The organism is Planctomicrobium mucosum, assembly GCF_051466335.1.
GTDB lineage: Bacteria > Planctomycetota > Planctomycetia > Planctomycetales > Planctomycetaceae > Planctomicrobium.
This window is the reverse complement of record NZ_CP195793.1, coordinates 4,050,376-4,063,879: the sequence shown is the minus strand read 5'-3', so window position 1 is coordinate 4,063,879 and position 13,504 is coordinate 4,050,376. Positions and strand designations below refer to the sequence as shown.

At 51.6% G+C, this 13,504-nt stretch carries 15 protein-coding genes and 1 tRNA gene; 7 read left to right on the top strand and 9 right to left on the bottom strand.

Features of this window, described 5'->3' with window-relative positions:
• Positions 1-152: 152 nt before the first annotated feature.
• Positions 153-668, top strand: coding sequence for a hypothetical protein (locus SH668x_RS16100; protein WP_437186089.1), 516 nt, complete (start codon positions 153-155; stop codon positions 666-668).
• Between the two features lie 161 nt (positions 669-829).
• Positions 830-1,378, top strand: a complete 549-nt coding sequence (locus SH668x_RS16095; protein WP_437186088.1) for a hypothetical protein — start codon at positions 830-832, stop codon at positions 1,376-1,378.
• Positions 1,379-1,475: 97 nt separating this feature from the next.
• Here SH668x_RS16095 and SH668x_RS16090 read toward each other — a convergent pair whose 3' ends face one another.
• The 4 genes from SH668x_RS16090 to SH668x_RS16075 form a co-directional block, all read right to left on the bottom strand.
• Entirely contained in the window at positions 1,476-1,814 is a 339-nt protein-coding gene (locus SH668x_RS16090) for a hypothetical protein (RefSeq protein WP_437186087.1), read from the bottom strand.
• Complete coding sequence (locus SH668x_RS16085; RefSeq protein ID WP_437186086.1) at positions 1,762-2,076, bottom strand: hypothetical protein; 315 nt, start codon at positions 2,074-2,076, stop codon at positions 1,762-1,764. Before SH668x_RS16085 ends, SH668x_RS16090 begins: the two co-directional genes overlap by 53 nt.
• Complete coding sequence (locus SH668x_RS16080; protein WP_437186085.1) at positions 2,073-2,381, bottom strand: hypothetical protein; 309 nt, start codon at positions 2,379-2,381, stop codon at positions 2,073-2,075. The genes SH668x_RS16085 and SH668x_RS16080 overlap by 4 nt, the downstream gene beginning before the upstream one ends.
• A 220-nt stretch (positions 2,382-2,601) precedes the next feature.
• A complete protein-coding gene (locus SH668x_RS16075; protein WP_437186084.1) occupies positions 2,602-3,777 on the bottom strand; it encodes a TIR domain-containing protein in 1,176 nt (391 codons plus the stop codon).
• Positions 3,778-4,298: 521 nt separating this feature from the next.
• Here SH668x_RS16075 and SH668x_RS16070 point away from each other — a divergent pair.
• Both SH668x_RS16070 and SH668x_RS16065 read left to right on the top strand, forming a co-directional pair.
• Entirely contained in the window at positions 4,299-4,790 is a 492-nt protein-coding gene (locus tag SH668x_RS16070; protein ID WP_437186083.1) for a thermonuclease family protein, read from the top strand.
• Positions 4,791-5,427: 637 nt separating this feature from the next.
• Complete coding sequence (locus SH668x_RS16065) at positions 5,428-5,661, top strand: carbon storage regulator (protein ID WP_437186082.1); 234 nt, start codon at positions 5,428-5,430, stop codon at positions 5,659-5,661.
• Positions 5,662-5,714: 53 nt separating this feature from the next.
• Here the strand turns inward: SH668x_RS16065 and SH668x_RS16060 are convergent, their stop codons facing one another.
• Together SH668x_RS16060 and SH668x_RS16055 are read right to left on the bottom strand one after the other, a co-directional pair.
• Positions 5,715-6,035, bottom strand: a complete 321-nt coding sequence (locus SH668x_RS16060; protein WP_437186081.1) for a PH domain-containing protein — start codon at positions 6,033-6,035, stop codon at positions 5,715-5,717.
• Entirely contained in the window at positions 5,969-6,778 is an 810-nt protein-coding gene (locus SH668x_RS16055; protein WP_437186080.1) for an IS5 family transposase, read from the bottom strand. The genes SH668x_RS16060 and SH668x_RS16055 overlap by 67 nt, the downstream gene beginning before the upstream one ends.
• A gap of 126 nt (positions 6,779-6,904) precedes the next feature.
• Here SH668x_RS16055 and SH668x_RS16050 point away from each other — a divergent pair, with 126 nt between their 5' ends.
• From SH668x_RS16050 to SH668x_RS16040, 3 genes are all read left to right on the top strand, one after another.
• Positions 6,905-7,549: a hypothetical protein gene (locus SH668x_RS16050; RefSeq protein ID WP_437186079.1), complete on the top strand. Its 645-nt coding sequence runs from the start codon at positions 6,905-6,907 to the stop codon at positions 7,547-7,549.
• Positions 7,550-7,662: 113 nt separating this feature from the next.
• On the top strand, positions 7,663-7,905 hold the full coding sequence (locus SH668x_RS16045) for a hypothetical protein (protein WP_437186078.1): 243 nt from the start codon (positions 7,663-7,665) through the stop codon (positions 7,903-7,905).
• Positions 7,883-9,040: a tyrosine-type recombinase/integrase gene (locus tag SH668x_RS16040; protein WP_437186077.1), complete on the top strand. Its 1,158-nt coding sequence runs from the start codon at positions 7,883-7,885 to the stop codon at positions 9,038-9,040. Before SH668x_RS16045 ends, SH668x_RS16040 begins: the two co-directional genes overlap by 23 nt.
• Before the next feature lie 48 nt (positions 9,041-9,088).
• Here the strand turns inward: SH668x_RS16040 and SH668x_RS16035 are convergent.
• The 3 genes from SH668x_RS16035 to SH668x_RS16025 all read right to left on the bottom strand — a co-directional run bounded on the left by SH668x_RS16035 (position 9,089) and on the right by SH668x_RS16025 (position 13,315).
• Positions 9,089-9,163: transfer RNA gene (locus tag SH668x_RS16035), tRNA-Pro, on the bottom strand.
• A 306-nt stretch (positions 9,164-9,469) separates the two neighbouring features.
• Positions 9,470-10,891: an NAD-dependent malic enzyme gene (locus SH668x_RS16030; protein WP_437186076.1), complete on the bottom strand. Its 1,422-nt coding sequence runs from the start codon at positions 10,889-10,891 to the stop codon at positions 9,470-9,472.
• A gap of 153 nt (positions 10,892-11,044) precedes the next feature.
• The gene (locus tag SH668x_RS16025) at positions 11,045-13,315 is read right to left on the bottom strand and encodes an efflux RND transporter permease subunit (protein ID WP_437186075.1); all 2,271 of its coding nucleotides are present in this window, start codon (positions 13,313-13,315) and stop codon (positions 11,045-11,047) included.
• Positions 13,316-13,504: the final 189 nt, after the last annotated feature.

The window sequence follows — 13,504 nt, the reverse complement described above, 5'->3', positions numbered from 1 at the left end:
GTAGTATGCATTACAAAAGTGTTGTTCGATTGCAGGAAAACCCATGTCACTCAACAGGGCCTTTCAGTGCCTCTATGTAACACTTTGACACCTGTGTGTTTGGGTCATGAAATTGCTTTTAGCGTGTTGCGTTTTTGAGAAGGTTTCGTGTAATGCGAGTTGTTTTTGCGATTATTTCTGCGGTAGTGTTAACAGCAGTGATTTTTATGATAAGCGCACCCACAGAGAAGAAAGTTGTCTGGAGTGATGCAGATTCTCGTAATCTTGGTGGTTATCAGTTGTTTTTGATTCTAGGGTTTCCGAAGCTTGGATCGGTCGATGAAAAATTAAATAGAGCAATAATTATTGACTATAGGGAACTGCAAAACAATCCAATTACATATGTGCGAAATGATGGTTCGCAAGGCACAATAGATGTTAAAAATGTTTGCTTTGACCTTCCTTTTCCTCTGAATCAGTCATACTTAGATCGTTTGAACAGTATCTTAGAATTATGGGGAGATGAAACTGACTGGAGAGAAGTTAAGTGGGATCTAAAAAGCCAAGATTCGAATGGAAGTTATGTCTTGCTGCAGGTGCAAACCAAGCGTGGTCGTAGCTATTATTTTGAGTATCTTGTCAATCACTCCGGAGAGATAATGCCTAAATTAATTTTGTTCGGACCGTAATGTCTATTGCGTTCGTCGCACGCATCCGCGATCATCAGTGCCTTACTCTCCTTCACGTCCCTTTCTCACTGATCAAAAAGAAGGAATGGTTAAGGAGATTTCCGTTTGCCTTGTTGAAAAGTATTCTTGAAGTTTGCATTTGGATGCGCTAAAAGTCGTTGATGAGCCAGTCACCTCGGACGAACATTCTGTTGGAAGTTACTTCCCTTTCGCTGCGAATCGCACGCAAGTACGTGGCGTCCTATTCGCACCGCAACAGTCCTCAGAAGTTGACGCAGGAACAGTTGCTGACATGCCTGATCCTGCGGGCCTATCTGAAGACCACTTACCGGGGACTGATTGAATTTCTGGAAGTCTCTGACGCTGTTCGCCAACGAATGGGACTGACTGCTGTTCCGCATTATTCGACCCTCAAGAGGTTTGCCGACCGCTCCAGCGTGCTGGAGATTGTCGATACCATGCTGCATGAACTGGTCCAGAAGTTTGCCCTGGATGCAGAAGAAGCGGTCATCGATTCGACCGGCATGGAGACAAGCTCAGCCAGTGCTCATTTCCAGTCCCGCAGCGGAAAACAGCGGACGAAATACGTGAAACTGTCAGTGTGTGTCCTGGCTGGATCTTTGATTCCCAGCGGACTGGCGGTGAGTTGGGGGCCGTGCAATGAAAAAGCGGAAGCCGCTGAGAATCCATGTAGTGATGGTGAACGATGATCATGGGTTTCTCTCGTGAATCAAAAAGCTGCCGGGGTTGGCGGGCCTCCTCCCCCGGCAGCAACCTGTCAGTGCGGGCCAACGCCGACAGGACTTTTCAGTGCGCGATTCCCTGTGATCTCTGGATAATTTTCCGCACCTTCTGCTCGCAGTCGTTGATCGCGTCCATAATCAGGAACAGCGTTTCGGATGCGGCATTTGAAACCTCTGGAGCGTTAATGGCGTGGATCGCATCTGTAATGGCAGTCAACTTCTCGATGTCCGGTCGCACAGCTTCCCGGTGCAGTCGATCCCGCTCGGCCTGCTCAGCAATCTCTTTGTCTTTTTGAGCCTTGGCAGCCTTTGCCTTCTCAGCTTCATCAGCGTCCCGTTTAGCCTTTTCTTCAGCTTCGATCCGGGCCTTTTCCTGTGCCTCCTGGCGTGCGTTTGAGCCCACTCATGTACGATTCCACCAGCCAGCGTCTGCCGTAGCCTTTCTCCTTGAGTGTGTCTGCAGTCATTTCGGAGCGATACATTCCATTGAGCCCACCATCCGTTCGGTGCACAGCAGGGTTGATCACGCTGTCCACCTGCCAGTCTTCCCGGCAGAACCGATGGACCCATTCGGCATCGTAGCCTGCATCGGCGAAGAGGGTTTTCGGCTGGGAACTGGTCGCTGCTTTGGCCAGCACACACACGAACAGTTTCACGTATTTCATCTGTTTTTCCCACTGCGAGACTGAAAATGAGCACTGGCTGAGCTTGTTTCTAGGCCCGTGGAATCGATCGCCGCTTCTTCTGCATCCAAAGCAAACTGCTGGACCAGTTCATGCAGTATGGCATCGACAATCTCCAGTACGCTGGAACGGTCCGCGAACTTCTTGAGCGTGGAATAGTGCGGTAGAGCCTTTAGCCCCAGACGGTCGCGCAAGGCGTCAGAGACTTCCAGGAACTCAATCACACCTCGATAGGTTGTCTTCAGATCAGCCCGCAGAATCAGGCAAGTGAGCAGTTGTCCCTGCATGAATTTCTGACGACTGAAGCGATGCGAATTCGGAGCCACGTACTACCGGCCAATCCGCAGTGAAAGTGAGGCGACTTCCAAAAGGATGCTCGTCCGTGATGACTGGCTCATGCAAACTGTTTTAGCCCCAGCATTCCAGATGTTCAAGAGTCGTTTTCAACAAGGCAATCTTCTTTCAACAAGGCAATCTTCTTTCAACAAGGAGGCGTAGAAAATTGGTCTAATTATTCAACAAATCTTCGCGCTCCAGAACCCTGCGGATATCTTCATAGATCGCGGAAATGTTTCCTGCAGGAAAGCGGATCTGAACGAGTCCTTCGACATTGGAAAACTCTTCACACCCTTCCTCCAATAAAATGATCGCCCTTTCGAACCCCAAGCGGCCTTGGAATAGTCCGGCTTCGTGAATGACATTCATTCGTGCCTGGATTTTTCCGTCCTTTGTTTCGTCTTCTGCTGTCATCACAAGAAAGGCGAATGCCGCTTCGTCGAGCATTCTCGAAAGCCGAGCGACGACAGTAATCCCAGCCGCTGAAACTCGGTTGAACTCATCCCAGGGGAGATGCAGACGGTCTTGGAGAAAGTCCTTTAGATCGCGCCATGCAGCAGATCGTCCGTGTCCAATAAAAATTTTGTCACCCAGTACAGGCTTTTGGCTCGAAGTTTGATTGCGGTGTGACAAATGTGTCCTTGCTCGACCAGCAATTTTTGAAAGTATACCAGCCACTGAGTATGGTTCTTGATACGCTGCCACTTCACCATAAGCGGCAATATGAGGTGGGGGTTTAATTCCGTTGGAAAGAGCCACCATATCATGAGAGAAAAACTTCCCCGAAGGTTTCAGTCTTCCTATTAAGGTCCGTGCACTAGCCATCCTTAAGCTTTCGCAGTCTTTCAGTAAATCCGACAGGTAACGATCTTCTCTTTCATTCAGCGTGATCAGCAGTGAAGACAATCGCTCCTTTAGTTCCCGGACTTCTTCTGCGGCTGCAATCGCCAATTTCTTGATTTGATCGAGGTTAGGATTCTTCGCAGAGCTGACAACGAATTCATAGACGGCATCAAAGGGATACTCGAACCATCCTTCATCGGTTCCATTTGAGTATCTATTCATTAATCCCCAAGTTGGATCGAAATGAGAGCCAGGTGGGGGTATTTCCAATTCTCTATAGTAAACGCGAGACTGATAACCAAGCCATGAACCGGAATGGGCTTTCCCAGCTGTCTCAATAGACGTAGTAAGTGCATCAAACGCTTCTGATAAATCAGAAGCTTCGCATCTTCTGGCAATTTCACGGGCGGCGTTCTCGATGGCTTGGAGTAGTGCGTCCGGACTGCCTTCTTGGGTGGATGCTGATCTCTTACCACAGCTTTTTGGTGTTTTGCGAGTTGTCATACCACAATTCAAGCAACAATCCGCCTAAAAGGCAATAATACACTCTGCTGCCCCAATCCCCTCTAGAATCTGTTATGAACTCTGGAGGACGAACGGGGTGTATTTGAGGAGCAGAGCGACCATAGCGACGTGTCGAGCTGCTGCGGGACGGTGAATGGGGCGGTCGGGAAGCGTTCATCCCCGCGACGTTTGCGTTCGATAACGGGTTCTGGTACGCAGCATCAGCTATGGGGTGCTCACTACTTGATCGGACGGCATACCCGATTTCGCAGCCTGCAACTCATTATTATGAAGTGATGACTCGACAGAAACGCATGCCCATGTTTGTCGGGGATCAGATCTGAACTTACTGCTTCTTGGATCCAGGCTTACAAACTCAGCTCGTGCCATCAGATTTACAGTGCTTGCATGAACAGAGGTGAGCGTGAATGTCCCTCGTGGGTGACAGCAGCAATTGCATATGTGATTAAAAAAGGTTTCAGCAGCTTCATTTGTTGGCCCTTTGAGTTTGGAGAATTGGGATGCGGGCAAAGTATCTCTTCATGATGCTGGTCGTCATTCAGGCATCTACGACTGGATTGGCCGCAGGCAAGATTCCAACGATCGAGCGGGTTGCCCAAGGCAAAGTCGTTGCCGTAACTGATGGCGACACCGTAAAAGTCCTGATCGATGGTTCAGAGGTAAGGGTGCGATTGGAAGGAATCGATTCACCCGAGGGCAAGCAGGCGGTTGGAGCGCAGGCTAAGCAACACCTCAGCGACTTGGCTTTTGGTAAGACCGTTCAACTGCACGTGACAGGCAAGGATCGCTATGGCCGGATTTTGGGCAAGCTGTTCGTCGATGGGGGTGACGTCAATCTGCAGATGATCACGGACGGAATGGCGTGGCACTACGAGTATTACAACTCAGAGGAGCGGTATGCAGCTGCTCAGGTCGAGGCGAAGGAAGCCAAGAGAGGTTTGTGGGCTGATCCGATGCCGCTGCCGCCGTGGGAGTTTCGTAAGCGGAAGTGAGCGAAACGAAGGTGACCGTGGAGGTTTTTTCAGGAAAATTCCGTCGGAGAGAATTTTTAGTCCAAATTTCACGTAAAAATCGACGTATCAGTGGGCGGTAATTGTCCCGATCGTTTTTTAAGTGATTCTGAAGAATTGAGGTTCCATCGCCGACGATCACACAAGATGTAGTGACGACAGCAACTGCTCTTGATGAGTGTTCAGGTGTATAGTAATGTTCACCACATGCAAAGGAGCAGTCAACAGCGCAATGAGGTGCCAAAGACACAACGCACATAATCGGACAAGGGCATTCACGCGATGATCAGCGACGATCACGTTTTCTTTCAGATTGATCCACGTTTCTGTCGCTCAGAAGCCTCTGCGGCTCGCGACGGGAACGCTCTTCGATCACGTACTCAGCAGTCGAGATAGGCTGCTTTGATGCGGCTCATCAGTTTGCTTTGCTGATGACTAAGGCAGCTGGCGATGTTCCAGTTTGTGTCGTCACGACATTCACGTTGTCACACCGTCACGTTCCGTGGCTTGCGTTTTCGCGTCATGGGATAGCTGGTGTTATCGCTTCGTTCCTGAATCTTCCGGGTCCGTGCATACGCACGCCTATTTCTAACTTCCATCACGAACTAGAGGTTTTCAGATGATCACTACAACAGTCTTCAATGATGAGTTGATTCACATCACGTCCGACATCTCTATCAAAGTCCGCAAGACGAGAAACGGTCGCGTTTCAATCCAGGTCAATGCACCGAAGTCAGTGCCAGTTCTCAGGTGTAACGTGGCTGATTTTCGAGAGAACGTCACAACGACTCAGAGTGTTCTTGGAGTCGGAACTGATCGAAAATTCGAGCTGCGAATTGTTCGCGACGATTGAGGGAAACGCGTCGAAGAAGCCCTGGCTAGGAGTCGTGATCTGGCTGGCAAAACTCACCGACGGCATTTGTCGATTAGGCTTTTTACATGCATGGGATTGTCAATTCCGTTGATCTCAATTTCGAATCCGGATTGACCAGAAGTGGAGAGCTTAATTCTTCCAGAGTTCGCAAGTCTCTGTCCTAAAGACTGAGTGACTTGAATATTTCTGACGTCACTATGCCGGACTTCAGTGGTTGAAAACGAAAAGAACGAACGCTGAAGAATGGTCCTTGTGGTCGTGACAGTCAGTGTTGTCCTAGAGCCTGTTATGAACTCTGGACGACGATCGGCGTGTATTTGAGCAGCAGTGCGACCATGGCCACCCAGTGCCATCCGGCCAAGACTTCTGCCAGTCGTTCGTAGTCACGTGCCAGCCTCCGTGATCGTCCTAGCCAGGCAAAGGTCCGCTCCACGACCCACCGACGTGGCAATAATACGAATCCTTTCTTGGCATAAGGGAGTTTCACGACGCGCAGTTCCACTCCCTGCTCAGCGGCAGCCTCTTCCGCGTTCTCGCCAGTATAACCTTGGTCCACATAGGCGACTTCAATGGCCTGATCAGTCGCCTCCTGCACAGCGACACATAAGTCGGAAACCTGGGCTCGCTCCTGTTCATTGGCTGGGGTCACTTTCAAGGCGAGAAGGTGCCCGAGCGTGTCAATGGCCACGTGAACCTTCGAGCCCTTCCGCCGTTTGCCGCCATCGTAACCGGCTCTGGCACCACTCTCGGGAGTGGATTGGATGACTCGCGCATCTAAGATCGTTGCTGAGGGGGGCTCATCGCGTCCCTGAGACACGCGAGCCACTTCCCGCAGGTCATGAGCGATGTGCTCAAACACGCCAGCCTCCAGCCAACGGCGAGCCTGCTGATAGACCACGGGCCAAGGCGGGAACTCATGGGGCATGAACCGCCACTGCGCCCCGGTGCGTACCAGCCACCGCATGGCATTGAACACGGCTCGAAGGGAGTGAACCCGCTGCGGCGAGTCCTCTTTCACCAGCGCCAAATAGGGGGCTAAAAAGGCCCATTCGTCGTCCGTGACGTCACTGGGGTAAGGCATCCGGGGCTTGCTCATCCACGGAAACTACTTCAAAACCAACACTTAAGTCCATAACAGACTCTAGATCTGTCTAGCCAGCAGATGGCCGCAATAAAAATTCCTAACGCCCCTCCCACAATGCAAGCAGAAATTGAATTCACGATGCCATGTGCGATCAGACCAGCGGCGAAAGCCATCACAACTGACGAGCCAAATGGGCTCTCTCCCAATAGTGTCGGGCTTAGCCTAACCAAGACTCGTTCGTCTTTTGGTGCAGTCTCCGGAATGCCGGAGTTACGGCTTTGGCTTGTGAGCGGCAAACTGGTCGCGACATCTTCCCTGAAGACTGGAGGGACCACGACGCTCATCGCACAATTGGGGCAGGGGAAGGAGTTGCCAGCTTTTCGCGACGGGGCCTTGAGTTTTGACCCGCAACCATCGCACGAGAAACTAATCAGCCCGTTCATTTCGCTGGCCCTTGGCACGGTGTCAAACGACTGCTCAGGAATTGCTGCAAATACAATCAGGGCGAATTTCAACAGCCTCCTGACGTGTCTTGTGTTGATGCATGATAATCGATATAAAGCGACGTTGCACGCCGTGGGTGCGAACCACGACGTGCATTCTCAGACCCTACGTTACCACCGTAAGGACCGATACGTCGTGTTCAATCCGCACAAGCGGGCTTATCGCCCTGCGTTCTGTTGTCGTGCGTTGCGAGTCTCGCCAGCTGCGAGGCCTCCTCCAAAGATGTTTCTTGCCGCCCCCGGTGTAATCCGTTTTGGGCTGGCGGTGCTTGTGAAATAAAAAATGCAGTCGGGACTGCGAATCCCAACTGCACGTGTTCACAAGCTTCAAGACATTCCTACCTACCACGGTTTTCGTGCCTTCAAGTGCGAACATAGGGATTCTATTCACCCATGTCAACAACACAATATCCAAACTCCCCAGAAGAGTTTTTGTCTCAGAATGGATTCTACACCGACACGGCCTGGGCAAAGGCGGTTGGAGACGTCGAGCCAAAGACACTTCGGAAGAAGGTTCAGGATGCGGAAATTCCAATAATAAAGTGGGGAGATTGGTCTTTGATTCACGCAGATGATGTACTCGGGTACTTGAGCAACCAAAGGTCAAACACAAGTGAAAAACCAAAAACGAAATAGTCAACGGCGTCGCGGAAATCGCGAGGGGACGATCTTTCAGCGAGCAAACGGTCAGTGGGTTGTCAGTCTGACCGTTGAGAATCTGGACGGTACGACTCGACGAGTCAGCAAAAATGCTAAGTCTCAGGCTCACGGACAACTTGTCCTGAGTGAGCTGCGAGAAAAGCACAAGAGATTCGCCACGGCAGGAACGAAACTGACTGTTGCAGACCTGCTCGCCAAGTGGCTCACTACAAGTAAAGGAGGAGTGAGCACCATCGACAGTTACAAGCGTGCCATTGACTGGCGGATAGTCCCGCTGATCGGAAACCGCAATTGCGAAGACTGCACGGTCGAAGTTGTCGACATGTGGGTTTCCGAGCTGAAGTCTCCTACGTCCCTTGTGGTCAAGCCATCTGGTGCGAGATCGATCGAAATTGCATTCAAGGTTCTGTCCAGCGCGTTTGCGTTTGGGATGCGTCGCAAACTTGTTGCATTCAATCCCTGCGAAAAGGAACTGAAACCGACTGTGAAGCCAGCTGCGATTGAACCGTTCACGGATTCTGAAGTTCGAAAGATTCTCAGACACGTGAAAGGTCATCGATTGGAGGCCCTGCACCATATCGCTTTTGCTTGCGGTCCACGACTTGGGGAGCTTCTTGGTCTCCAGTGGCGTGACGTTGATTGGAAGAATTGCACCATCCGAATTGAACGTCAGGCCAGAGACTATGCCGGAACAGTCACAATCAAGGCGCCAAAAACCATGAGAGGGATGCGGACTGTCACTCTTCCTGCGAGCGTAATGGATCAGCTCAGGGAGAGACAAAAGATTGCGTTGAAGGAAAAGCACGCCCAACCCGAGGATTTTATTTTTATTGGCCGGAGAGGGCTCCCCACTCGTAGAACCAGCTTTGCGAAGAATCACTGGGCGGTCTTGTTGCGAGATCTGGGCATTCGACATCGTGGCTACCACCACGTTCGTCATACTGCTGCAAGCACATTGCTGAGAGAGGGGACGGCGATTCACATTGTGTCTCACATCCTGGGCCACTCGGATTCAGCGACAACACACCGGACTTACTCGCACTTTATTGCGTCAGACGGACAGATTGCGGCAAAAAAAATGGAAGTGGTCTTTGCGAGACTCACTTCCTAATTGCTGTCTAACTGCTGTTCGGCGGTTTGGGATTCGCCGTAAACTAAGTCGGAGTGACAGGATTCGAACCTGCGGCCTCCTGCTCCCAAAGCAGGCGCTCTAGCCAAGCTGAGCTACACTCCGTGTGCGGGGAAGATTAACGGGTCCGACCCGACTATGAAAGTCAATTCGACTGAGATTCTGAAATCTCTCCCCCCCATTTTGAAAAATTTTCAAACCGAAATTCCTTCTACAGCGACCAAGTGTCGCCGGGAAGGGGAAACTGACCCCGAACTAACCGTTTGTTCACTTTCTGGGGACAATGTTTCGTGACCTTGACGTCTCAGTGGCAATCGCAATTCCGTTTGAACGCTTCAACGGCTTTGCACGGATGTCCTGTTAAAGACCCTGTCTGGACGTTCCGGTTCAGCTGTGTCTGAAAATTGTTCTTTACTGCTTTGGTGGCAGTCCTTTACGCGCGACGCCCGTTTCGACTGCAACGCGAGCAACAGTCTCAGCAACGGCAGTCGCGACACGGCGGTCGAAGACGCTGGGGACGATGTAATCTTCGTGAAGTTCTGAATCTGTAATGATCGATGCAATCGCGTGGGCAGCGGCAACTTTGATTTCTTCGTTGACGTTGCGGGCTCGGACATCGAGGAGTCCACGGAAGAGCCCCGGGAAGCAGAGGACGTTGTTGATCTGATTTGGGTAGTCTGAGCGTCCGGTCGCCATGATGCGAACGGAGTCTCCCGCGTCTTCTGGAGTAATTTCCGGATCCGGATTTGCGAGTGCGAAGACGATCGCGTCGCTGTTCATTTGTTCGATGTCGGACCGCTTCAGCGAGCCTGCAGCGGAGACTCCCACAAAGACGTCGGCGCCGGCGATGACGTCGGATAATGTCCCTGCTTTTTGCTCTGAATTGGTATGGTCTGCGAGCCAGGCTTTCAGGGAGTTCATCTTGTCGGTCCGGGCTTTGTGAATCGCTCCGGCTGTGTCGCAAACGATCATCCGCTTCACTCCCACGAGGAGGAGAAGTTTCGCGATAGCAACGCCAGCAGCCCCGGCTCCGTTGATGACAACCTGAATCTCCTCCATGTTCTTGCCGACAACTTTGAGGGAATTCAATAAGGCTGCCAGCACGACGACGGCGGTTCCATGTTGGTCGTCATGAAAGACGGGAATTTCGAGTTCTGCTTCCAGGCGTTCTTCGATCTCGACGCAGCGAGGCGACGAAATGTCTTCCAGGTTGATCCCTCCGAATGTCGGAGCGAGATACTTCACTGTTCGGATGATTTCTTCTACGTCCTGTGTTTCCAGACAGATTGGAAACGCGTCGACTTTTCCGAACTCTTTGAACAGGAGTGCCTTTCCTTCCATCACAGGCATCGCTGCCCGAGGACCGATGTTTCCGAGTCCGAGCACAGCAGTTCCATCGCTAACGACCGCGACCATGTTTCGGCGGACGGTGAGATTAAAAGAAGCATCAGGATCTTCGGCGATTGCTTTGCAGATTCGTGCGACACCCGGCGTGTATGCCATCGACAGGTCGTCTCGAGTTTTCAACGGAACGCGGGATGTGACCTCAATTTTTCCGCCCAGATGCATCAGAAAGGTACGGTCAGAGACATTGACGACATCGACATTGTCCAGGCTGCTGACCGATTTCGCGATCTGTTCGCCATGGGCGACGTCGGTTGCCTGAACAGAGAAGTCGCGAGTGATCACCCCGTCCTTGCTGTCGACGATATCCACGGCACCGATGGACCCACCTGCATGGCCAATCGCTGAGGTGATCTTTCCGAGCGCACCCGGAATATCGTGGTATTTCAAACGAATCGTAATGCTATAAGCAGGGCTGAAATGGCTCATTGTCGCGTCGCTTCCCGAGAACTTATCGAATCGAATTTGAATGCGGTTCGATAATATTCAATCACGGTCGACGCTGCGACATCAACTTGCTGGCCGCAAGATTGACAGACAATCGGATCATTAAATCGACGGAGTGAATTCAGTTCAGAGAGATCACTCTGTGACATCGTCCTGAGCTGAAGAATCTGCAATGGAGTCGTCGGCAGCGGGGGTTGCTTGTGATCTGCGAGGAGAGTCGATCAGTTCCAGCAAGAGGGGCAGCAGGATCATGTTCACCACCAATCCTCCCGCAATCGCGACGCTGACAAGAACCCCGAAATAAATAAGCGGAACGAAATTGGAGGTCGTCAGCACAAGGAAGCCTAAGATGAGGGCTGCATTGGAATAGACGAGCGGGCGGCGAACTTCGGTTTGAACTTCGCGTAATGCTTCACGAAACGGCAATCCCGATCGGCGGGCTCTTCGATAGGCGGAGAGGTAAAAGATACTGTCGTGAATCGTGAGCCCCATGGCGTCGCTGGAGATCATGGCGGTTCCAATGTTGACTGGAACACCGAGCCATCCCATTCCTCCGAGCAACATGATCATCGGGAGAACATTGGGGATCAGCGAAATAACACCAAATTTCAGGCTGCGATATGCGATCGACATGACGCAAATCAGACCGGTTGCGGAAGTCAGGAGATCGATCCATTGGTCATGGACCAGGCTGTCGATCAGATTCGTCATCAGGACGTAGAGCCCGGTGACATTTGCATCGGAAAATTTCTCGTTAACCGCTGCGGTCACCTGCTGAATAAGTTGTTCTTTCTCTTCCGAAGACTGACGTTCTTGTGCTCGCAGCATGATGCGCATTCGCCCTTCTTCAGGCGAGTACAAGCTCGGGAGGAAATGAGGTTGGACCTTGTTGAGTCGCTCAATCTGAACTTGCAGCGTTGGTGTGATGATCGGGAATCTGGGGATCATGTCGACCCCGTCACTCGCAGAGAGGACGCGGGTAATTCCTGGCTTCCCATTGATCTCGATCGCGCGCAGCGTCTCAGAGAGTTCTCGAACTTCATCGAGAAAGATGTCATTCAGTTCTTCCGGAGCCGGGAAATTCACTTCGAGCGAGCCAGCTCCTCCCAGTCTTTCTTCCATGAAATCGAGTGATTTACGGACAGGGCTTGAAGCGAGGAAATTCTTGCTGAAGTCCGTTTCCAGTCGGAGTCGCTGGAGCCCAAACAAAGAGATCACCAGTAGTACCAACGTCGCAGTCCAGACGAGGAATCGGTGATGAAGCACCCATTCCGTGACGGCGAGCAGGAAGCGAGTGATCTGGCTTTCTCCGCGAGGGTGTCGAGCCAACGAGCGTTCCGGTCCCATCAGCAATCCGCCGGGAATGACAAGTGCCATCGCTGCGAGAACGAGAAGAGAACCGATCACCATCGTCACCCCAAAAGAACGAACAGGGTGAAGATGGCTTGTGAGCTGAGCTGAGAATCCGGTGGCTGTGGTGATACAGACCCACATGATGTCGATTGCCAGCAATTGCATCATGAGGCGGAATGCGCCTCGTCGATCATGTGATTCCCGGAGTGATCGATAGAAAAGAGAAGTGTAAACGACCGTCGACACACCGATGATTGTGACGAGTGAAGCCAGAATCGAGCTGACCATCGTCAGCTGAATTCCACTCAGCGCGAGAACGGCTTTCGTCCAGATCACAGTCATTTGGACGATGATCAGTGGAAGAATGACTGATCGCAAATCCCGCAGCATGATCAGGATGACGAAAGAGAGGACGCCAGCGGCAGCCCATCCCATGCGGGCTCCATCCTTCTCCGCATACTGAAACATGTCATGGATCAGAACGGGTTCACCGACGACAAACGTTTCAAATGGCTGCTCGGCAGCGATCTGCCGCAAGCGAGAAATGGTGTCCGCCTGCGAGATACCATCCTGGCCGTCCGGTGTAAGGCTGATCATCAGCGCCGTGGTTTGATTGTCGTCACCTACGACCAGTCGCCGCCCGAACTCGATCACTCTTTCCGGGTGGCGTCGCATAAAAGGATTGCGACCGATGTTAATGAGTTCGCTCAGGCTTTGAACATTTCTCGGGTCAACTCCCGGGGTGTTCCGCATGAGGTCAGTCAATTGAATGAGGTGAGCCTGACCCTCTGCAGACATTAGTTCTGGATCGGTGTAAGCGAGAAAGACGAAGTCGTCCCCGCCAAACCATTTTTTGCTTTTCAAATAATCCAGAAGTCTAGGATCATTTTCCGCGTAGAGAGATTCGATCGATTGATCAAACGTGAGCTGAGAGGCAGGCCTGATAGCCAGTGCTGTCAGTATAATTGCTACCAGCATCAGCCAGCCCGGCCAACGCATGACGAAATCGATGAGACGATTTCCTGCGGTTTGATCCGTTGACTGAATGTTCATGGAAACTTTCGCAGCAAAAGCGACTGCAATCTGCCTGTGAGGTAATTCGCTTCACAAGGTTTAGCATACTGGGGCCTTCCCGCAAGGAAGGAACGAGAGAAGCATCGCAAACAACTCGATGAACGTGCCTTTTCCCTGATCTGTAACGGACGGGAGTTTTTGGAAGTTCTGGAATTGAAGAATTCAGGT

What these genes read in the sequence shown, in the direction of transcription:
- SH668x_RS16100 (WP_437186089.1), top strand. Translation starts at nt 153, where the DNA reads ATGCGAGTTGTTTTTGCGATTATTTCTGCGGTAGTGTTAACAGCAGTG.
- SH668x_RS16095 (WP_437186088.1), top strand. Translation starts at nt 830, where the DNA reads ATGAGCCAGTCACCTCGGACGAACATTCTGTTGGAAGTTACTTCCCTT.
- SH668x_RS16085 (WP_437186086.1), bottom strand. Translation starts at nt 2,076, where the DNA reads ATGAAATACGTGAAACTGTTCGTGTGTGTGCTGGCCAAAGCAGCGACC.
- SH668x_RS16080 (WP_437186085.1), bottom strand. Translation starts at nt 2,381, where the DNA reads ATGCAGGGACAACTGCTCACTTGCCTGATTCTGCGGGCTGATCTGAAG.
- SH668x_RS16075 (WP_437186084.1), bottom strand. Translation starts at nt 3,777, where the DNA reads ATGACAACTCGCAAAACACCAAAAAGCTGTGGTAAGAGATCAGCATCC.
- SH668x_RS16070 (WP_437186083.1), top strand. Translation starts at nt 4,299, where the DNA reads ATGCGGGCAAAGTATCTCTTCATGATGCTGGTCGTCATTCAGGCATCT.
- SH668x_RS16065 (WP_437186082.1), top strand. Translation starts at nt 5,428, where the DNA reads ATGATCACTACAACAGTCTTCAATGATGAGTTGATTCACATCACGTCC.
- SH668x_RS16060 (WP_437186081.1), bottom strand. Translation starts at nt 6,035, where the DNA reads ATGGCACTGGGTGGCCATGGTCGCACTGCTGCTCAAATACACGCCGAT.
- SH668x_RS16055 (WP_437186080.1), bottom strand. Translation starts at nt 6,778, where the DNA reads ATGAGCAAGCCCCGGATGCCTTACCCCAGTGACGTCACGGACGACGAA.
- SH668x_RS16050 (WP_437186079.1), top strand. Translation starts at nt 6,905, where the DNA reads ATGCCATGTGCGATCAGACCAGCGGCGAAAGCCATCACAACTGACGAG.
- SH668x_RS16045 (WP_437186078.1), top strand. Translation starts at nt 7,663, where the DNA reads ATGTCAACAACACAATATCCAAACTCCCCAGAAGAGTTTTTGTCTCAG.
- SH668x_RS16030 (WP_437186076.1), bottom strand. Translation starts at nt 10,891, where the DNA reads ATGAGCCATTTCAGCCCTGCTTATAGCATTACGATTCGTTTGAAATAC.
- SH668x_RS16025 (WP_437186075.1), bottom strand. Translation starts at nt 13,315, where the DNA reads ATGAACATTCAGTCAACGGATCAAACCGCAGGAAATCGTCTCATCGAT.